13 protein-coding genes and 1 pseudogene are annotated in these 19,733 nt (G+C 67.4%); 5 read left to right on the plus strand and 9 right to left on the minus strand.

Features of this window, described 5'->3' with window-relative positions:
* Positions 1 to 84 precede the first annotated feature (84 nt).
* The 4 genes from G3I17_RS04825 to G3I17_RS04840 are packed head-to-tail and all read right to left on the minus strand — an operon-like array spanning position 85 to position 6,049.
* On the minus strand, positions 85 to 1,050 hold the full coding sequence (locus G3I17_RS04825) for a winged helix-turn-helix transcriptional regulator (protein WP_164594480.1): 966 nt from the start codon (positions 1,048 to 1,050) through the stop codon (positions 85 to 87).
* Positions 1,047 to 2,027 (minus strand): enolase C-terminal domain-like protein, encoded by a 981-nt coding sequence (locus G3I17_RS04830; protein ID WP_164595105.1) that lies wholly within the window; start codon positions 2,025 to 2,027, stop codon positions 1,047 to 1,049. Before G3I17_RS04830 ends, G3I17_RS04825 begins: the two co-directional genes overlap by 4 nt.
* Before the next feature lie 50 nt (positions 2,028 to 2,077).
* A complete protein-coding gene (locus G3I17_RS04835; RefSeq protein ID WP_164594482.1) occupies positions 2,078 to 2,800 on the minus strand; it encodes an FCD domain-containing protein in 723 nt (240 codons plus the stop codon).
* Entirely contained in the window at positions 2,801 to 6,049 is a 3,249-nt protein-coding gene (locus G3I17_RS04840; protein ID WP_164594484.1) for a discoidin domain-containing protein, read from the minus strand.
* Between the two features lie 202 nt (positions 6,050 to 6,251).
* On the opposite strand from G3I17_RS04840, the gene G3I17_RS04845 reads away from it, so the two are divergent.
* Positions 6,252 to 6,767 (plus strand): SigE family RNA polymerase sigma factor, encoded by a 516-nt coding sequence (locus G3I17_RS04845; RefSeq protein ID WP_164594486.1) that lies wholly within the window; start codon positions 6,252 to 6,254, stop codon positions 6,765 to 6,767.
* Positions 6,764 to 7,966 (plus strand): hypothetical protein, encoded by a 1,203-nt coding sequence (locus G3I17_RS04850; protein ID WP_164594487.1) that lies wholly within the window; start codon positions 6,764 to 6,766, stop codon positions 7,964 to 7,966. Before G3I17_RS04845 ends, G3I17_RS04850 begins: the two co-directional genes overlap by 4 nt.
* Positions 7,967 to 7,969: 3 nt before the next feature.
* Here G3I17_RS04850 and G3I17_RS04855 read toward each other — a convergent pair whose 3' ends face one another.
* From G3I17_RS04855 to G3I17_RS04870, 4 genes are read right to left on the minus strand one after another with little or no spacing between them, the layout of a single operon-like run.
* Complete coding sequence (locus tag G3I17_RS04855) at positions 7,970 to 9,781, minus strand: glycoside hydrolase family 76 protein (protein ID WP_164594489.1); 1,812 nt, start codon at positions 9,779 to 9,781, stop codon at positions 7,970 to 7,972.
* A gap of 2 nt (positions 9,782 to 9,783) precedes the next feature.
* Positions 9,784 to 12,501 carry an AbfB domain-containing protein gene (locus tag G3I17_RS04860; protein WP_164594491.1) on the minus strand — a complete coding sequence of 906 codons (2,718 nt, stop codon included), beginning with the start codon at positions 12,499 to 12,501 and terminating at the stop codon, positions 9,784 to 9,786.
* Entirely contained in the window at positions 12,498 to 13,994 is a 1,497-nt protein-coding gene (locus G3I17_RS04865) for an FG-GAP-like repeat-containing protein (RefSeq protein ID WP_203589761.1), read from the minus strand. Before G3I17_RS04865 ends, G3I17_RS04860 begins: the two co-directional genes overlap by 4 nt.
* Before the next feature lie 50 nt (positions 13,995 to 14,044).
* On the minus strand, positions 14,045 to 15,418 hold the full coding sequence (locus G3I17_RS04870) for a glycoside hydrolase family 76 protein (RefSeq protein ID WP_239062245.1): 1,374 nt from the start codon (positions 15,416 to 15,418) through the stop codon (positions 14,045 to 14,047).
* 590 nt (positions 15,419 to 16,008) lie between these two features.
* Here G3I17_RS04870 and G3I17_RS41975 point away from each other — a divergent pair.
* A pseudogene (locus G3I17_RS41975) lies at positions 16,009 to 16,065 on the plus strand (hypothetical protein); the annotation flags it as partial.
* Between the two features lie 114 nt (positions 16,066 to 16,179).
* Here G3I17_RS41975 and G3I17_RS41980 read toward each other — a convergent pair.
* Positions 16,180 to 18,000, minus strand: coding sequence for a hypothetical protein (locus G3I17_RS41980; RefSeq protein ID WP_343238205.1), 1,821 nt, complete (start codon positions 17,998 to 18,000; stop codon positions 16,180 to 16,182).
* Positions 18,001 to 18,180: 180 nt separating this feature from the next.
* Between G3I17_RS41980 and G3I17_RS40390 the strand changes: the two genes are divergently transcribed.
* Both G3I17_RS40390 and G3I17_RS41985 read left to right on the plus strand, forming a co-directional pair.
* Positions 18,181 to 18,768: a hypothetical protein gene (locus G3I17_RS40390; protein ID WP_164594497.1), complete on the plus strand. Its 588-nt coding sequence runs from the start codon at positions 18,181 to 18,183 to the stop codon at positions 18,766 to 18,768.
* A 34-nt stretch (positions 18,769 to 18,802) separates the two neighbouring features.
* Positions 18,803 to 19,645, plus strand: a complete 843-nt coding sequence (locus tag G3I17_RS41985; protein ID WP_343238206.1) for a tryptophan 2,3-dioxygenase family protein — start codon at positions 18,803 to 18,805, stop codon at positions 19,643 to 19,645.
* Positions 19,646 to 19,733: the final 88 nt, after the last annotated feature.

Raw genomic sequence — 19,733 nt, forward strand, 5'->3', positions numbered from 1 at the left:
CCCCAGCGGATCCCTGATTAAAGACAGGTCAGGACATGGAGTACTACTGACTTTCCTGGCGCAAAGAAGACACGGCCAAGACGGTCAGAGCCAGCCGCGTTCGCGGGCCTGCCAGCCGAGCTGGAGCCGGGACCGCGAGTTGGTCTGCTCCATCAACAACTGGACCCGGCGCGCGACGGTCCGCCGGCTGATCCCGAGTCTGGCGCCGGCCGCGTCATCGGTGAGTCCGGCGACGAGGAGTGACAGCAGGTAGCGGTCTTCGGCGGACATAGCCGCCTCGGCGGTCAGGTCGTCCGAGCCGGTCACCGACAACGGGCTGGCCCGCATCCAGACGGTCTCGAAGAGCGCGACCAGCGCGTCCAGCAGGCTGCTCGGATGGACCAGCATGGCCGCGTCATGGGCGGAGGTGGTCCAGTCCAGTGGCAACAGCGCCAGCTCTCGATCGGCGATCGCGAGCTTGGTCGGGAGTGCATCGGCGATCCGGGCCTGCTCGCCCGCCTGCACGTGGGTGACCGTGCTCGCGGAGAGCAATGGATCTTCCAGCGCAGTGCTGTCGTAGACGACTCGATAGGCCACGCCGGCGGCCTGGCGATTCAGCTGGGTCCGGTTCACCTCGGCGGAGGCCACATACGGCGGGGCGACGAGTCCGCGGAACTGCTTCTGCGCGGTGAGTTGCACCCGATCGTAAGCCCAGCCCACTGCGTCCTGGCCGGAGACGATCTCGATCAGCTCTTCGGTGCGCCTGCTGGCCGGCTTCCGGTACGCCGCGGCCGCCAGCCGCTGGGCTGCCTCGCGGGTCCGGATCAGCTCCTGCTCCTGCTGCCGGATGAACTGCTCGACCGCGAGGTCAGGCGGCACCGCGACGACCAGCTCCTGCGGTGGCGGAGTGCGATGGACGAACCCCTCGCGTTGCAGCGCCGCGACAGCTCGGCGTACCTGGGAAATGGTCAGCCCGACGCGTTCGGCGAGCTCGGCGACGGAGGCGCTGCCCTGCCGGACCAGCGCGAGGTACGTCGCTTCCTTGGTCTCGGGGAGGCCGGCCCCCTTCATGACATTCCTGGCGCCGTCGATGCGTGGATCAGGCCGTCCGCGTCGACGGACGGGTCGGTGATGATCGGGTTGCCCCAGACGAGCGCCTCGTAGTACGTGGTGTTCGGGATGGTCATACAGAGGTGCTGGTTGGGGACGCCCATGCCGTGGACCTCGGCGCGGAGGCCGAAACTCTCGGCCAGGTGGGCGATCCGCAGTGCGCCGGTGATGCCGCCCTTCAGACCAGAGGACGTGCGCACGTACGTCGCAGTACCGGCCTGGATGAAGTCGGCGGTGTTGAAGTGGGCGCCGTCGCTCGTCTCGCCGACGAGCAGTGGGATGCCGACGCGTTCGGCCAGCCAGCGGTGGCTGGTGATGTTGAACTCGCGCATGGGCTCTTCGTACCACCGGAAGTCGAGTTCCGTCAGTACTTTGCCGAGCCGGATCGCGTCCGGCAGGTCGAAACCGGCCGATCCGTCGTACATCAGCTCGACGTCGTCCCCGACGTGCTCCCGCAACCGCTGCGCCAACCGGGCATCCCGTACTACGTCGCCCCAGGCGTGCAGCTTGATCGCGCGGAACCCTCGCTCGAGGCACTGGTCGGCGACGTCGAGGTACTCCTCGATCGAGCCGTAGGTCACCGTCGAAGCGTAGGCGGGCAACGATGTCCGGTAGGTGCCCGCCAGCGCGTGCACCGGCTGACCGGCGAGCTGCCCGGCGATGTCCCACAACGCGATGTCGACGAGGCCCAGGAAGTACAGGGGGAACTCCTCGATCCGGTCGAGCTCCCACATCCGATGCCACAACCACTCGCGGTGCATGGCGTCCTGACCGATCAGGTCGTCGCGCACTCGCCGGTTCACCAGATCAGCGGCGATCACCCCACGCGGGGTCGAGGCCCGGCCGACCACGCCGTCACGCGTCGTGATTGTCAGTACGCCGCCCTGTAGTGCGGGCTCCGAGCCCGGCAGCCCGTCACGCCACCGGAAGGGATGCATGGCCGGGATGTCGACGAGCTCTACCTCGACCCGATCAATGAGAGTGCCGGTCACTGAGGCCCTTTCAGCCGGTCGCGAATGCGTTTCTCGAACTGTGCCTGCGTGGTGTCGATGTGCTGGATCATCGCGGTCGACGCCTTGTCCGCGTCGCCGGCCGCGATCGCGTCCGCGATGTGCACGTGTTGCTGCGCCGCGACCTCCAGCGAGCCCGGCAGTCCGCCGGCGAACAGTAGCCGGTCGGACTGCTCCTTGAAGTCCCGCAGCTTGGAGACCGCGGCCTGCAGGAACACATTGCCCGAGGCCTCGGCGACGGCGTCGTGGAAGGTCCGGTCATGCTGCCGGAACAGCTCGTGGTCCTGGTGCGCGGCGACCGACGCCTCGGCCGCTGCACGGATCGCGTGGACCTGGGCCGGCCGGGCCGACGTCGCCGCCAGCCGGGCCGACTCGCCCTCGATCAGCCGTCGATGGTCGAACAGCATCGCGACGTGCTGCAGATCGGTCGGCTGGAAGTAGCCGACCTGGTCGTCGGCCTGCTGGTTGGTGGGGACGGACACGAAGATGCCCGCTCCTCGCCGGGTTGCGACCCGGCCGACCGCCGCGAGAACCTTGATCGCCTCGCGCGTCACCGAGCGGCCGCTGCCGAGGATCTCGGCCAGCGCCTTCTCGGTCGGCAACCGGTCGCCGGGCCGCAGGCCCTGCTCCGCGATGTACGTGACGAGCTGCTCGGCGACGAGTTCGTAGCCGGGACGATAGGGATCAAGGTTCTCGGGCATTCAGAAACCGCCGTAGATCTGGAGTTCGTAGATACTGCCACCGTTGAAGTTGGAGCCGGTGACGGTCAGCCTGACATACCGCGCCGACACCGCGGCGGTCCGGATCGACGGATTACGCCGGACACTCGTGGCGACCGCGGTGTGGTCCTCGAAGACGGACCAGGTCGTCGCGTCGAGTGAGTACTCCAGCTTGTACTTGTACCCGCTCGGCAGCTCGAAGTTGGTGATGATGCTCTTCACCGCCGTCGGCGTACCCAGGTCGACCTGCAGCCAGGACGGGTCGGGCAGGCCCAGTCCTTGCGCCCAGCGAGTTTTGAGATCGCCGTCGACGGCCAGCGCCGGGAGGTTCGGTTCGGAGTACGACGAGACCGTGACCGGCTTGCCGACCGCGATGCCGGCCTCGGCCGGAGTCGTGACCGTCGTTGCCGGGCTGACCGGTGACGCGTTGAGGTTCACGTCGCGGGCGACGACCGTGTAGCTGTGCGTGGAGCCGGCGGCCAGGCCGTCGACGCGCAGCTGGTTCAGCGGGGTCGTGGCGATCCGCTGGCCGTCCTGGTAGACGACGTAGCTGGTCACGCCGACATTGTCCGTGCCGGTCGGCCAGCTGAGGTCGATCGTCGTCGGCAGCAGGACATCGGCCGTCGGCTTCGGTAGTACTGCGGGTGGCTGGTGGTCGTCGGTGATGGTGGCCGGCTTCCCGTACGCCTCGATCTCGTAGATGCTGCCGCCGTTGAAGTTGGAGCCGACGATGGTCAGCCGGAGATACCTGCCGCGCACCTGGGCAGCCGCGTAGTTGTCCGACTGGGTCGTCGCCGTCGAGGTGTGGTCCTCGAACATCGTCCAGTCGTCACCGTCGGGGGAGACCTCGAGCTTGTAGCGGTAGCCGTTGGACAGCTCGAACGTGGTGATCACGCCAGTCAGGTCGTACTGCGCGCCGAGGTCGACCTGGAGCCAGGACGGATCGGGGAGCCCGAGGCCCTGCGCCCAACGGGTCGACAGCTTGCCGTCGACGGCGCTGGCCGGGACGTTGGGTTCGGAGTACGAGGAGACCGTCACGTTCTTGCCGAGGGCAAGGTCCGTGCCGACCGGCATGGTTGCCGTGACGGCCTGGCTCTTGCCGGACTCGTTGCCGACAGCATCACGAGCGGTGACGGCGAAGGTGTAGCTGCGACCCGAGACGAGACCGGTAATCCTTGCCGACGGCTCCTTCGAGGCGCTGACGAGTTGACCGTTGGCATAGACGGAGTAGCCGGTGACGCCGACCGCGTCCGTCGAGGCCGGCCAGGTCAGATCGGCGATCGTCGGGAAACCGGGCTTCACGACCGGCGTGCCGGGCTTGGTCGGCGCGACCCGGTCGGCGGGTGCCGGCTGCGGGTCGAGGTACCGGTACGCCGGTTCGAGGCCGGCGTTGTTGACGATCGACGCAGGGATCTGCTCACAGCCGGGGATGACCGTGTTGTTGGCGATCGTCGAGTCGGTGCTGTTCGCCTGGGTCGCGGACCTGGGCTGGCTGGTGAAGTTGCGCTGGGCATCGATGTTCATGCCGTGGTTGAGGAACAGCCAGAGCGCGTCGACGTTGCAGAACGCGTTGCCGGTGGTGGTGAAGTACCGGCTGCCCTCGTCGTGGTAGATCGCGCCGTACGCCGGGCCGGGGGTGTTCTTGATGTAGTTGCCCGAGACAACGCTGCCCGGTTGCATGCTCAGCGTGTAGATCGCGCCGCCGTCGGCCTGGTGCTTCATGATGTCGCTGATCGAGTTGTCGCGGATGATGTTGTTCTTCGCCGTGGTCGGGGTGTCGTAGATCGGGATGCCGAAGTTGCCCGGGTAGTTGGTGTCGCCGCCGACGTCGGTGTTGCCCCAGCCCCAGCCGACCGAGATCCCGGAGTACGGCAGGTCGTAGATCTTGTTGTGCTCGATCACGGTGTGTTCGGTGTAGCCGGCCATGATCGCCAGCGAACCGCTGTAGTCGGCGGCCGCCTTGGTGATCACGTTGTTGCTGACCAGGGTGTCCTTGGTGATCGCGCGGGCGTCGGCCGGGTGGTGGTCGATGATGTCGGTGCCACCGACCTGGATACCGGTCGCGGCGACGTCGCGGACGATGTTGCCGCGGATCGTCGTCCCTTGCGAGCCGGTGTTGAGGTTCAGGCCGACCGCGCCCAGGTGGGTGAAGGTGTTGCCGGTGAAGGAGATGTTCCGGCTGTAGCCGACGTTCACCGCGCCCGGGGTCTTCTCCCAGTACAGCCGGGAGTGGTCGAAGTCGCGCCAGCCGGAACCGTTGATCCGGAAGCCGGCCTGACCCTCGACCATGCCGTCGTCACTGCTCGGGGCGAGCCAGGTGGAGTAGGAGAAGGTGATCCCGTCGAACTGGATGTTCTGCACGGGGTCGGTGATGGACCCGGTGACGTCTACCAGGCTCTGCACCTGAGGAACCACGACCGTAGCGGTGGTGGGGCTCTGGCCGGGTTTGGGCAGGTAGTAGACGTCACCGGTGCTTTTGTCGAGGTACCACTCGCCGGGCGAGTCCAGTAGCTCGTAGGCGTTCTCGATCCAGGTCGGGTTCTGGATCTCCTGGCCCTCGTGGAGGTTCGCGTTGTAGTAGCAGGGCTGCTGCATCGTCACCGTCGTACCGACGGCCGACTGGACCGGGCAGCGGTAGTGCATCCAGCCCCAGCGGCTGTCGACCTCGATATCGCCCTGGTTCTTGAAGTTGGCCAGGCTGCTGGTGGTGTCGGTGTAGCCGGTCGTCGTCTTCGACCAGCCGGGCGGGTTCTCCGGCCCGCGAGCGCGTTGCTGCCGCTCGCCGTTCACGTAGAACTGCCGGAAGTCGATCGAGCCGACGTGCGCCTTGTAGATGTTCTTCGCGGGGTCGGACAACGTCCAGCCGGTCACCAGCCGGCCGCCGTCGATCGTCACAGAAGTCCCGGGCAGGGCCTGGTAGATCACTTTGTGCCCGTTGCGCCCGGAGTCCTGGCTGGTCAGCTGGAACGTGTCGGTACGCCGGTAGTCGCCGGGCAGCAGGACGACCCGGATGTCACCGCGTTGGTGCTTGGTCAGCTTGCGGACCTGATCGCGCGCCTGCTCGAGCGAGGAGAGCGGCCGGGCAAGAGTCCCGGTCCCACCCTTGGCGTGAGCAGCAGGGGCGACGTACAGGGTGGTCGGGCCGGTCGCCTCGGCGGGCGCGGCAAGGAGTGCGGATGGGACGAGCAGACCGGCGAGGACAGCAAGCAGCCGGCGCGGAACGTTTGGCATTGGCGGGCCAATCGATCGACGGTGGACGGGACGTCGCGCGCGATGAATCAGATCTATCGCGGCAAAGAATCGCATATTTCCACCAAAAGTGGAAGATGAACCTGGTTCATCCATTCTGAGAGACTGATCGCCTCCCGACGACAACGGATCTCCGCGCGGTCCCGTATTCATCGGTGACGGACTGAGCGAGGGGATCTGGGGAATGGCAGGAGCTACCCGTGATGAGGAGTACAGCGAGTACGTCGCGCAGCGCCGGACGCAGTTGCGGCGGATCGCGTACCTGCTCTGCGGTGACGTCCACAAGGCCGAGGATCTGGTCCAGACGGCCCTGCTGAAGCTGTATGTCGCCTGGCCGCGCGTCCAGCGGGCCGGCAACGTCGACGCCTACGTGCGACGGATCCTGGTGAACTCCGGGATCGACGAGAGCAGACGCCCCTGGCGCCGGGAAGATGCCGGTCTGGAGGGCATCGAGATGCTGACGCCGGAGGTCCTCGACGTCGAGGACCGACGGGCACTGATGGAGGCACTGGCCAGCCTGCCGGCCGGCCAGCGGCAGGTGGTCGTGTTGCGGTACTTCGTCGGGCTGTCCGTCGAGGAGACCGCCGCCGACCTGCATTGCCGGCCCGGCACCGTGAAAAGCCAGTGTTCCCGGGCGCTCGCCCGGCTCAATGACTTGTTGACCGCCCAGTTCAGGGCAGTGGAAGGACTCGACCGATGATCGACGAAAAGGTGCTGGCCGATCGGCTGGCGGATGCGGCGACCGCGCAGGACAACTTGTTGCCCAGGGCGCTGAGTGACGACCTGGCGGCCGGGCGTCGCCGGTTGCGGCGGCATCGCGTGCTGACCGGAAGTGGTGTGATCGGCGGCGCGGTAGCGGTCGCGGCACTGATCGTCGGGGTGACCAGTTCGCTGTCGCCCAACGCCGACCCGCTCCCCGGTGATCCGCCGGTCGCCAGTGCCAATGCCGGTAAGACGCTTGACGAGTATCCGGACGCCTTCCTCGACGCCAAGATGCGGGGGCTGGTCGGCAAGCATTTCGATCCGGCCAAGAAGCACCTCACCTTCGAGACCGGTCCGTTCGAGTTCGACCGCCAGCCGGGTCAGCGGATGATCAGCGGTCGCGCCGGCTGGAAGATCGCCGGGCAGAAGGGCGAGGGGATGGTGTACGTCGCTCTGTACGGCTCAACCGCGGGAAACCGGTGCGGGGACTACAACAGTCTGCAGAGCTCCTGCCACAGCACACCGATGCCCGGCGGCCGAACGGCGACGATCGGGCGGAGCGGCGAGAAGGTGGAGATCAGCTACCAGCAACCCGATGGTGAGACAGCGTATGTAGCGGTGAGCCCGGTGTTCGCCAACAACACGACGGTTGCGGTCAGTGGGATGGGCATCACCGACGCGCAGCTGAAGGCATTCGTTGCCGACAGCACCTTGAACCTGCCGTCGATGAAAGCCGAGGAGGAGGCGGCGCAGCGACGATTGCTGCAGTACGCGCCCAGTGTTGGCGAGGTGAAGGCTCTCGCGGTCCGGAGTTTGCCCGGTGGCGAGGTGTACACGACTCGGATCGTGGATGATGCCGGGAGCTATCTGAACCGGCTGAGCTGGAAGAAGGGCGCGATCTCGGCGACGGTCTGGGTCGGTGTGGACGCAAAGCTGACAGCCAGCCGGTGTCAGGATCAGCTGTCCGTGCCCAACTGCACACCCCTGACCCTGCCGGACGGCAAGAAGGTCGGATTCTTCGAGGGCGCTCGGACCTACCCGGAAGGCCCGGAGTACGTGATGGGTGCCACCTACACCCAGCCTGATGGTGACCTCGCCTCGGTTCGCATTCTCTACCCGGGCGAGAAGTTGCCGGGCGGCGCCGTCACCAAGGAGCAACTCCTCGCCATGGTGACGGACCCGGTCCTCGACAAGTAATGGTCAACTGGCCGCCAGGACACCTCCGAGCGCGCTGGCCTGGGTTCGCCAGTCGCGGGGGTTGGCGCCCTGGCCGGCCCAGCGTTGGCCCAGGCGGTTGAGGGTGTCTCGATCGGACTGCCAGATGGTGTCGGATTGGCGTTGGGCGTAGGTCCGGTACGACGCTGTCCCGGTCGCGTCGGCCAGATCCATCAGGTAGCGCATGAACATGCCCTTGAACTGCTTCTGGTTGTCGTCGCAGCTCCCCGAGCCGGTGTCGCAGGACTCGGTCAGGATGCCGTTCGGGCTCAGGGTTGGGGAGGCGATGGCGGCGTCGGCGAGTTGTTTCGCCGACGTCAGCAGAGCGGCGTTGCCGGTGGCTCGCCACAGTTCCAGGGCGCCGCCGATCGCGAGGCCCTGGTTGTAGGTCCAGACGGTCTGACCGTTGTTGGTGCAGGAGTTCGTCAGGCCGTCGTTGACCAGTTTGGCCGAGTTGATCATCCCGCTCGCCTGGAACCAGTTCCAGCCAGTCGTTGCCCGTTGCAACCAAACGGTGTCACCGGGCAGCCGGTTGTGCAGGGCGGCGGTCATCCGGACGTACAACCCGTTGGTGATCGCGTTCTTGTAGGTGCGTTCGCGATCCCACCAGACGCCGCCACCGCAGGTACTCGTGTCCCAGTAGCCGTGCACATAGTTCGCGATCGTCACCGCCATGTCGAGGTACTTGCGATCGCCGGTCACGTCGTACGCCTGGATCCACGCGATCGCCCACCACTCGGTGTCGTCGATCGCCCGGCTGATGAAGTTGCCCTCGATCGCGTCGCCGCTCTTCGTCCCGGCCGGGAAGACGCCCTTGTTGACGGTGAACGTCCGGTCGATGATCCAGCGCAGGTCGGTCCGCCCGGTCCGCTTCTGGTAGTCCATCAGCGTGGTCACGGCGACCGCCGAGTTCCACCAACTCGACTGCCACCAGGCCAGGTCGGGGCGATAGTCGTACATCAGCGCGTCAGCGGCGGCACCGGCCCGATCGGACGCCGGCCGGGCCCACGCAGTACAGGCTCCGTTGGATCCTTCCACCGCACGACCACACGCCCGTACTGCGCCGCCGTACAGCTTGGACTTGGGATCCTTCGTTGCGTAGAGGGCGGTCTTGGTCGCGGTCGCGCCGGCCGGGGTACTGACGCGACCGAGTGAGGAGCCACCCGGCCAGGAGGCGCCTTCGTTCCAGGAGCGGTCGAGCCAGATCTCGTCACCCGCCTTGCCGGTGTCGACGGTCGCCCAGGCCATCCCGCGATTGTCGACGTGCAAGGCGATCCGCCGATTCGACAGCGTGGCCGCCGGGACCGGCTGACTCTCGCCGACCGGACCGGTCGACCCATCGCAGGCCGCGTCGCACACCTTGAGGTGAGCCCATTCGGTGCACGCCACGCCGTTGGCATCACCGCAGGCACGGATCATCCCGCGCCGATGACCAACGGGGTCGGCCTGGTTGTACATCAGCGTCCGCGTTCCGGTCCAGGAGGACGGGATGCTTGCCCTGCCCAACAATCCGTCCCAGGTCGCGCCGCCGTCCCAGCTCCGGTCGAGCCAGACCGCGTTGCCCGACGTCCCGTTGTCGATGCTGGCCCAGCCCATGCCGTCCTTGTCCGACACGTGCAGGACGATCCGGCGCCCGTTGACCAGCTTCTCCGCCACCGGGAACGTCTCTTCCTGTGCCTGCGACGGATCCAACGTGTCACACGCGACCGAGCAGACCTGGGCGGCTTCGACTTTCGCTTCAGCGGCCGGTGCTGGGATCAGTACCGCCAGCAAGACCGTGGCCAGCAGGATTCTCATCGTCAGCCTCCGAGTCCGGCCGTGTCGGCCCAGGTCGTGTCCGCGTCGTAGCTGCTCGCGCCGTCCCACGGATTGGCGCCTCCGGCAACGGCTATGTAGACCAGCTCGTTCGCGTGCCGCACATAGTGGGTCGGATAGTTGAACGACTGCAACGACACGTTGCCCGCTCCACCCGCTCGCGGCGGCTGTGCGCAGAACGTCGCGTCCTTCGCGTAGGTGGAGGTGCCGTCGTTCGGATCCTTGTAGAGCCGATAACCGCGATGCCGCAGGAACTGTCCCGGGAAGTTGCGCGACTCGAGCGAGTAGCAACTGCTCTCCGCCAACCCCGGGCGGATGATGAAGCTCGCGTCCTGCCGCGCCGTAGCGGGTGACGCCGCGTCGATGACATCAGTCCTGGCGGCGCCGTCCAAGTGGCGCAGGTACCGGTTGGTGTAGCCGGCCGTCGTCACCCGGAACGAGCGGCTCTGCCCGTCGGCCAGATCAGCCCCACTGCGCCACCAAGCCGGTACGACGTTCCAGGTGGCATCCTCGCGGAAGGAGCCGCCTGTATCGCGATCGATCCAGACCTCTGCGTTGCGATGCCGCAGGTAGTACCCGGGCAGGTTCTTCGACTCCAGCGACGTACCACCGCCGCTGAGCCCTTCGCGAGCACAGAAAGTCGCGTCGGCGTTGAAGCTACCGCCGGTGTTGGCCTCTCTCTGGATCCGGAAGTTGAAGTGCCGCAGGTACTGGCCGGGGAAGTTGCGCGACTCGAAGGAGTAGCAGGCCGCGTCGGCGAGACCGGGCCGGACCCAGAACGTGCTGTCTTGCTTGAGTCCCCTGGCGCTGGACGCGTTGACGACTTCGGTCCCGGCGACGCCGTTCGCGTGCCGGAGGTACCGCGTGGTGAGCCCGGTCGTGGTCACCCGGAGCGAGGCGAGTTTGCCCGTCGGCAACACGGTGCCCTTGGCCGCGGCGAGCACCTTGAGGTTGACCTCGCGGACCTTGGCGAAGTCCATCTTGCGGACCTGCCGGTCATAGGTGAAGAAGCCGTTGATCTCGTCCTCGACGTCGGTCGGCTCGGTGTAGATACTGGCGGACAGGCCGGAGCTGGTGATCAGGTCGGGAAGCTGACTGGTGATCTGGACGTACCGGTTCGTGAGCGCTTCCGAGGTCGGCAACATCTCGTAGGCGAAGGTGTTCCCGGTCGACCACTCGTGACCGGGCACGTGCAGACCGAGCCCGCCGTACTCGCCCAGCGCGAGGATCCGGGTCGACGACGGAGCTCTGGCGACGCCCGGGCCGACGTACATGTGGTCGTCGATGACATCGCCGTTGCCGGGGTCGGGATCGGAATCGCAGCAGTTCGAGCCGGAGTTGTGGTTGACCAGCCGGGTCGGGTCGAGACTCTTCACCAGGTCGGCGATCCGGCCCGCGTCGAACTCGCCCCAGCCCTCGTTGAACGGGACCCACTGGACGATCGACGTGATGCCCTTGTGGTTCTCGACCAGCCGCCGCAGTTCGGTCTCGTACCTGGCCTCGCCGGCCGCGGAAGCGTTGCGCCCGGCAACGAGTGCGGGCATGTCCTGCCAGACCATCAGGCCGAGCTTGTCCGCCCAGTAGAACCAGCGGGCCGACTCGACCTTGATGTGCTTGCGGACCAGGTTGAACCCGAGGGCCTTCTGCTGTTCGAGATCGAACCGCAGGGCCTCGTCGGTCGGCGCCGTGGACAGGCCGTCGGGCCAGTAGCCCTGATCGAGGGTGCCGAGCTGGAAGACGAACTTCCCGTTGAGGGTCGGGCGCAGCACGCCGCCGAGCATCGCCTTGCCGACCGAGCGCATCCCGAAGTACCCGCTGACGGCGTCACCGCTGCCCAGGGTGACTTTGAGGTCGTACAGGTAGGGATCGTCGGGGGACCACAGCCTCGGGTTGGGGACCGGGATGCGGAACTGGGTGCCCGTCGTTCCGTTCGCTTCGCCGACGACCTGGCCGCCGGACAGTACTTGGGCGCGAACGCTCTGGCCGGCCGTGCCCTGGACGGCCAGGTCGAGGGCGCTCGCGGCGACGTTCGGGGTGGTGTCGAGGCGGGTGATGCGGGCCGCGTTGGTCGGCTCGAGCCAGACGGTCTGCCAGATGCCCGAGGTCGGGGTGTACCAGATGCCGCCGCGGTTGAGCCGCTGCTTGCCGAGCGGGATGTCCTCGGCGTCGACCGGGTTCCAGACCCCGACGATGACCTCGTTGGAGCCCGCTCGCAGGGCTGAGGTGACGTCGTACGAGAACGCGTCGTAACCGCCTTCGTGGGTGCCGAGCAGGGTGCCGTTGACCCAGACCTTGGACTGCCACATGACGGCGCCGAAGTTGAGCTGCACCTGACGGCCGGACCAGCCCTGCGGGATCGTGAACGTGCGCCGGTAGTACATCCGGCTCTCGTGCCGCTCGAGGCCGGACAGGGCCGACTCGACGGGGTAGGGGACGAGGACCTCCTCGCCCAGGGTGGTGCCGATCGGTGGGGTGTTGAGGTTCGCGGTGGGCGCGAACTGCCAAGCACCGTTGAGGCTTTGCCAGTCCGGGCGGGTCAGCTGCGGTCGTGGGTACTCGGGCAAGGGGTTGGTGGTCGATACCTGGCTGGTCCACGGAGTGCTCAGCCGCGGCGGCTTCGGAGTGACAGCGGTCGCCGGAGCCGAGATGCCGGCCACGAGTACGGCGATGACGAGTAGGAGTCTCAACCGGATGGCTCTCATCCGACCGTCACCCCCGGCGCGACCTGGCCGAGGCTGACCCAGCCACCGTGACCGTCGCCGCCGATCCACTGGTAGACCACGGCCGCGTTCGTGCCGAGGTCGACCATCGAGTAGTCGGCGTTCCCGTCGCCGGTGAAGTCGCTGAACGCCACCCGGTCGGACGTGGTCGTCAGTCCACTCGCCGTCTTTCCGAGCCCGAGCCAGCCGCCGCGACCGTCGCCGCCGCGGTTGAGGTAGGTCTGGACGGATCCGTCGGCCGCGATGGTGCTGTAGTCCACGCGGGTGTCCCCGTCGAGGTCCGCGAAGCGCACCTTCGTCCGGTCGGTCGTCGTGCCGGTCGCCACCTGGCCGAGTGACGACCAGTTGTTGACGCCGCGGTTGAGCCACGCCTGGACTGCGCCACTCGCCGCGATCGTCAGGTAGTCGGTCTTCCCGTCCCCGTCGAAGTCGGCGAAGCGCACTGACGCCTGATCAGTCGTCACTCCCGCGGCCACCTGCCCGATCGCCGACCAGCCGCCACGTCCGTCACCACCGCGATTCAGCCAGGCCGAGACGGATCCGTTCGCGTTGATCACCAGGTAGTCCGCCTTGCTGTCACCGTCGAAGTCGGCGAACCGCACTCTCGTGGCGTCGGTGGTGACACCGGCCGCGACCTGCCCGAGCACCGACCAGCCGCCGCGCCCGTCGCCGCCGCGATTGAGGAACGCCTGTACTACGCCGTTGCTCGCAACGGTCAGGTAGTCCAGTCTCCCGTCGCCATCGAAGTCGGCCCAGCGCACCTTGCCCGAGCCGCCGGCCTCGTTGCCCGCATTGACGGCCGGCCCGGCGGCGATGACGCCGTCGGAGTACGCGCGATCGAGCACCGGGTAGATGGCGTTCGCCATCCGCTGGAAGCCCGCGTCGTTGGGATGCAGCCCGTCGGGCAACTCGCTCGCGGTCAGCGCGGGCGGCTCGACGTACCGGGTCTTCGGTGCTGTCAGCAACGACTTCACCGCGCTGTTGAAGGTGGCGACCTTCGCCTCGAGTCCGGGGGTGGTCGGGATCAGGCCGAGCACGATCACCGTCACGCCGGGCTTGTCGGCGATGATCCGGTCCACGAGTGCTTTGAAGCGGGTCGGTGCGTTCGGTACGTCGACGTTGCGGTTGAGGTCGTTGATGCCCAGGTGCAGTGTGACGACGTCGGGCCGGGCACCGGCCAGCCAGCCGTCGATCTCGGCCCGGACCTGGTCGATGATCCAGCCGCTGTGTCCCTCGTTGGACAGGTCGGCCAGATTCCCCGATGCCTGCGAGCCGACGAAGTTCGCGTCGTACCGGGACTGCCCGCTGATGAGTCCGGCCAGCGGCTTTCGGTAGGACGACATGGTCGGACTTCCGACCCCAGCGGTGATCGAGTCGCCGAGAGGCAGAACACGAAGGGTCGGCCGGGCCGGCACCGCGACAGCAGGCGCAGCTTGCACGACCAGCCCGGTGGCTATCAGCGCAGCCGCGACCACAGCAACAATCGCACCCCGTCCGCGCCCCGCCGCGGGCTTCCGTCCGCGCCTCATGGGGTTGCGTTCAGCAGGTCGAGGGCGCTCTGCTGGCGAGCAGCGCTGAGGGCGTCGACCGGGCCGTACCAGCGCAGACCGTACTGGTCCATCGCCGTCCGGTCGGTTGCGTATGCCCGGTCGGCCTGTTTGCGTAGATAGGTCGTGTAGGGGTGGTCGGAGAGGGCCGCGTTCAGTTTGCCGAGACCGCGTAAGTGCGCGCCCTTGAAGGATTGGCCGTCGCCACCGCAGTCGCTGCTGCCTTCGCAGGGTTCCCGCAGGATTCCGTCGGCGGTGTGGAGGCTCGACGAGGTGGTCGCCGCATCGGCGAGCTGGCGCGCCGTGGTCAGGTACGAGCTGTTGTTGGTTGCCCTGGACAACTCAGTGAGTGCCCCGAGCAACACTCCCTGGTTGTATGTCCAGGCGGTGCTTCCGTTGTTCTTGCAGGTGGAGAGGCTGATGCCGTCGTTGACCAGCTTGGACGAGTTGATCATCCCGGTCTGCTGGAACCAGGTCCAGCCGCTCTGGGCGCGTTGCAGGTAGGTCGCGTCACCCGCGATCCGGTTGTGCAGCGCGGCACTCAGCTGGATGTAGAGCGAGTTGGAGATCGCGTTCTTGTACGTCTTCGCCTCGCTCCACCAGACCCCACCGCCGCAGGTGTTGTCCCAGTACGCGGCCATGTGGTCGGCGTCTGCTCTCGCTGTCTGCAGGTAGCGGGCGTCGCCGGTGTAGTCGTACGCAGCGATCCACGCGAGACCCCACCAGCCGGTGTCGTCGATGTAGTCGTTGCGGAACTGGCCTTCGGCCTTGTTGAGATTTAAGTCGTAGGTGCGCCCGATCGCGTAGCGATAGCTGTTCATCCCCGAGATCCGGGCGTTGTCGATGACCGCGGTCAGCACATTGGCCGTGTTCCACCAGCCGGTGGTGTCGAACTGGCCGGTCGAGCGGTTGTAGAACTGCATCTGCGCGGTCGCCGCCGCGGTTCGCCGGTCCCACGCGTTCCAGGTGGTGCGCGCCCACGGCGTACAGGCGATGTCGGCGCGGTCGCCGGCCTTCCCGCAGGCGCGGAGCGCGCCGACGCCTTCGTTGTTCCAGTCGTCGACGTTGAACATCCCCGTCCGCCAGCCGTGCTGCGCGGCCGGTACGACGGTGTTGCCGAGACGACTGCCACCGGCCCAGCTGCGGCCGCCGTCCATCGAGCGGTCCAGCCAGACCTCGTCGCCGGGGTTGCCGTTCTCGATCGAGGCCCAGCCCATCGCGTCGTTGTCGTCGAAGTGCAGCCGCAGCGTGCGGCCGAAGATCGTCGCCGAGACGGGGGACCGGTCGCCCGGTGAGAGCGCCGGATCTCGGCCGTCGCAGTACTTGTTGCAGATGGTCGCGTTGGCCGACATCGTCACCGCCGGGGTGGAGGGCGGAGCCGGCGGTGGGGCTCCGGCGGGAATGGACAACGCTGTCAGGGCGACAACGGAAACGATTCCAACGATCATGGTGTTCTCCCTGGGGCGGTAGGAAGAGAGCGCTTTCACCGAAACTAGGACGCTGTGGGTGAGGCCGTCAATACGCCAAGTGATCGAAGCTGTGGGAAAACGTCGGACAGGCCGAACCGTTGACCCGGTCTCGCCGATCCACTTAGTGTGCACCGAAGGTGAACACTGTGTGATCTTGTTCGATCCTGAGGAGTGCGATGTCCGCCCGTCGCCTGAACCTGGTTCGCTGCGCTCGTTGTCCTGTCGGGAGTGTTCGTCGCGGTGCCGGGTGCTGCCGGCGCGGCCGACGGGCCGACCGACGTGCACACCTATCTGGAGGATCCCGGCAAGGTCGCCGAAGGACAGGTCGCGCCGCACAGCCGCCTCTGGCCGTACGCCGACGACGCGTCCGCAGTACGGGGTGAAGGCTCTCCGTATGTGCGGTGTGGCCGGACGCGCCGCCGAAGATACCGCGGGACGTGAACCCGACCGTCGCCTATCTCAAGACCTTCACCGTGCCCGCCGATGAGGCCGGCCGCCGGCAGTGGCTGCGGTTCGAGGGCGTGACGAGCGGCTACTTCGTCTGGGTCAACGGGGAGTACGTCGGCACTCGCAGGTGCAGTTGGCTGTCACTGATGCAGGTGACGGCAACGGCGCCGACCACGCCGACTGGGCGGCCGCGCGGCTTACTTGTTGAGGGGAGTGAGGGTGGCGCCCGTGCTCAGATGTGCGGTGAGGCGGGCGCGGGAGCTCGATGCTGGTTGGGCGACGAAGTTTCCCTTGTAGGCATGGCCGTTGAGGGAGATGCGGTCGACGCGGCGGCTGCCTGCGGCCAGTAGGTAGCCAGTGCCGGTCGGTGCCTTCCAGTAGGCGGAGGCCAGGACGTTCTGGTCGAAGCGGCTGCAGGCTGCGGTGTTGACGGCCGTGCCTGCCGGGAGTGGGCTGGCTCCGGGCGCCAGGAGGCGAGTGCTGGCCCAGCCGCTGCCCTCCCACGTGTCCGAGCGCGTGCAGACCCAGCTACCGACGCCGCCTCCCGGTAGTGGCTGCTCGGCGAAGATCCAGTTGTTGGCGGAGCGGACTCCCTGGCTCTGCAGCGTTAGCAGGCTGCAGGCGGTTTGGGCCCAGCTCAGCAGAGCGGTGCTGCTGGTCGCCTCGCGAGGAGATCGGGCGGCGCCACTCGATGGTGGCGGCATGTAGGTCAGGTGCACTGGGCTGAGGCCGCCCAGGTACGTCAGCAGGAAGGTGTGCTTCTCCGCGACTGTTGAGGCCGACCTGAGCTGGAGTGTCGGCCAGGAGGAGCAGGTGGGGCGAGCGATCTCGGTTGTGATGCCGTCAGTGCTGGGGAGGCCGGCCGACGGGGTGTTGGGCTTCACCAGGTCGCGCAGGGTTGCCGTGGCGATCCAGGGGGCAGTGAGGAAGCGGACGCCCTTGGCCGACTCGCTGATGACGACTGCTGCGGCCGTGGTCACATCGGAGTCGTCAGCTCTCGCTACTACGAGCCCGGCGCCAGCGGTGTAGCGGGCGAGGCGCTGACCGTCGTACAGGAGCACCACGGCCTTGCCGTCGACGTCTCCGGAGTACAGGAGCTGAGGGGCGAGGCTGGGCGCGGCGGTCGGCGTACCGGCTACTGCGATGACTCCGGCGCCGGTGGACCACGCGTTGAGGGCACTGGTCAGCAAGGCCTTGTCTGCAAGGCGATTGCCGCGTGGCGCCCAAGCGGTGAAGTCCACGCGGGCGGTGTCCTGCCACCTGTCGGCTTCGGTGCGCTGGAGGGCCTCTGCTGTCAGTTTGGAGGCCAGGACTAGCTGGTACTGCGCCTGTGGGCCCGCTGTTGGCTGGCTCTCGCCAGCTGTGGCGAGCAGGGAGATCAGGATCGCGGCGGCGAGTACTGCGGTGACCGCGATGGCCACTGCGCGTCCGCGGGCTTTGCGGCGGATCAGATCCGTGGGTGCCAGCCGCACGGCACAGGGGTCGAACATGGTGCCACTACTGGCGTCCTCGTCGAGCAGGGCGGCCTCATTGATCGCGGCTTGCGCGTGCTGGATGCCTATGGTCCGCAGGTACAGCTCGGCTTCGTCCACGGACAGTTGCTCTGCGCATACAAGAGCCCACACAGCCCGGGCCTCGGGGGTGAGACTGATGAGCGCTCGGTCGAGGGAGAGGTCGTCGGCGGCGCCCGATCGGGGGAACAGCCGGAGCCCCCAAACCTGCGGCAACCAGCGCAGCGGAGTACGGGATTCGGCTCGTTTGATGGCGTGCTGGACGACGCGGCGGCGGAGGAAGCCGGTGGCGTCGCTCTCGCCGGCCAGTTGCCGCTCGAGGCGACGGCGATCGGGGAGGGCGCGCTGGACGACGCCGTGGGCGGCGAGGATGCGGCGATGGCGGCCGAGAGAGGACGGCAGGATCAGGTAGGCGAGCCGGACGAAGCCCGGATAGCCGTCCAGGAGCGCCGCCTCGACGTCGGCCGGGCTGACGGTCTTGCGATCGGGCAAGACTTGGATGTCCACGGCGTTGCTGCTCCTCGGATCGGTGCTCACTCCCACCGACAGCCCAACGAGCGACATCGCCGGCAGTCACACCGCCGCCTGAGACGACATCGCGATCGCTTCCTGACAAGTCCCTGACATCGTCTTCATAGCCTTCGCGGGAGGATCACACCGGTCCATGGACAGGGAAAGGTCGAAACGTTGTCTACTCGCAGCTCGGCGATCATCGGCGTGGTCGCCCTCGCGGTGAGTCTGACCGTTTCCGCTCCGTCCGTGAGCTCGGCGGCCGGGCCGGTCACCGGACGGGCCACCGGTCCGGCCGCCACCGGCCCCTCGCTGGAGTGGATCAGCCTGGTCACCGGCGACCAGGTGGCGATCGATGCGAGCGGCAAGCTCCTGGCCGTCCGGCCCGCGATCGGCCGGGAGCGCATCCGGATCACCATCTACGGATCGGGCGGCCACCTGTACGTCGTACCGGCTGATGCCGCTGCTCTGGTCAGCAAGGGTGTTGTCGATCGGCGGTTGTTCGACGTCACGTTGCTGGCGCGGCCGGAGTACCGGCGGCAGAACGCGGGCGGGTTGGCGATCATCGTGACCTACAACGGGCACGGTGCTCAGGCTGTCCGGGCGGCTGACGGAGTTCGGGTCGAGCACACCTACACCTCGATCAACGGGGACGGGCTGCGGCTCGGCGATCCGGGCTCGGCCGACGCGTGGCAACGGCTCGCCGGGGCGTCGGGGGTCAAGAAGGTGTGGCTGGACGCAGTACCGGACTCTTTGTACTACTGAGGTCACCGGCTGTGATCGCGGTTATCCTCAGCCCGTGAGTGAGACGAGCGGGGTCCAGCCCAGCGGTGAAGCGGTGACCGGTCGCTGGGACGGGGTGGATGTCCACTTCGGCGAGGAGGGCGGGCGGCTCACCTACGGCAGCTATCTGCGGCTGGAGCAGCTGCTCGACCAGCAGCGGCTGGAGTCGGATCCGCCGGCGCATGACGAGCTGCTTTTCATCACGATCCACCAGGTCTACGAGCTGTGGTTCAAGCAGGTGCTGCACGAGATGACGGCGTCGCGCGACGCGATGCTGTCGGGGCAGCTGTGGAAGGCGCAGCATCTGCTCCGCCGGGTGCACACGATCGAGCGCACGCTCACCCAGCAGGTCGACATCCTCGAGACGATGACGCCGCAGGACTTCGGCGAGTTCCGGCACCGGTTGTCGCCGGCGAGCGGGTTCCAGTCGGTGCAGTTCCGGGAGATCGAGTTCCTGTCCGCCGCCAAGGATCCGTCGTTCGTGAAGCGTTTCCGCGGGCTGTCCGAGGCGGAGAAGGCCCGGCTCGAGAAGCGTCTCGCCGAACCGACGCTGTGGGATGCGTTCCTGGCCGTGCTCGAGCAGGCCGGCTTCTCGACGGCCCACGAGGACGACCTTCACAAGGCTCTGCAGACAGTGGCCGGCGACCGCAGTAGCCACGGTGAGATCTGGGAACTGGCGGAGGCGCTGATCCAGCACGACGAACTCGCCGCCGCTTGGCGGGCGCGGCACGTGGTGATGGTGGAGCGAATGATCGGCACCAAGCCTGGTACGGGTGGGTCGTCAGGCGCGGGCTACCTGCGCAGCCGGCTGGACCTCCGCTACTACCCGCTGCTCTGGAACCTGCGGTCTTCGCTCTAGATCTTTAGACCGTCACCGTCACCGTCACCGTCACCGTCAGCTCGTCCAGATCGGCGCGATGGCCTTTGGCGCATTCGGCAACGATCTC

Source organism: Streptomyces sp. SID13031 (assembly GCF_010548305.1).
GTDB lineage: Bacteria > Actinomycetota > Actinomycetes > Propionibacteriales > Kribbellaceae > Kribbella.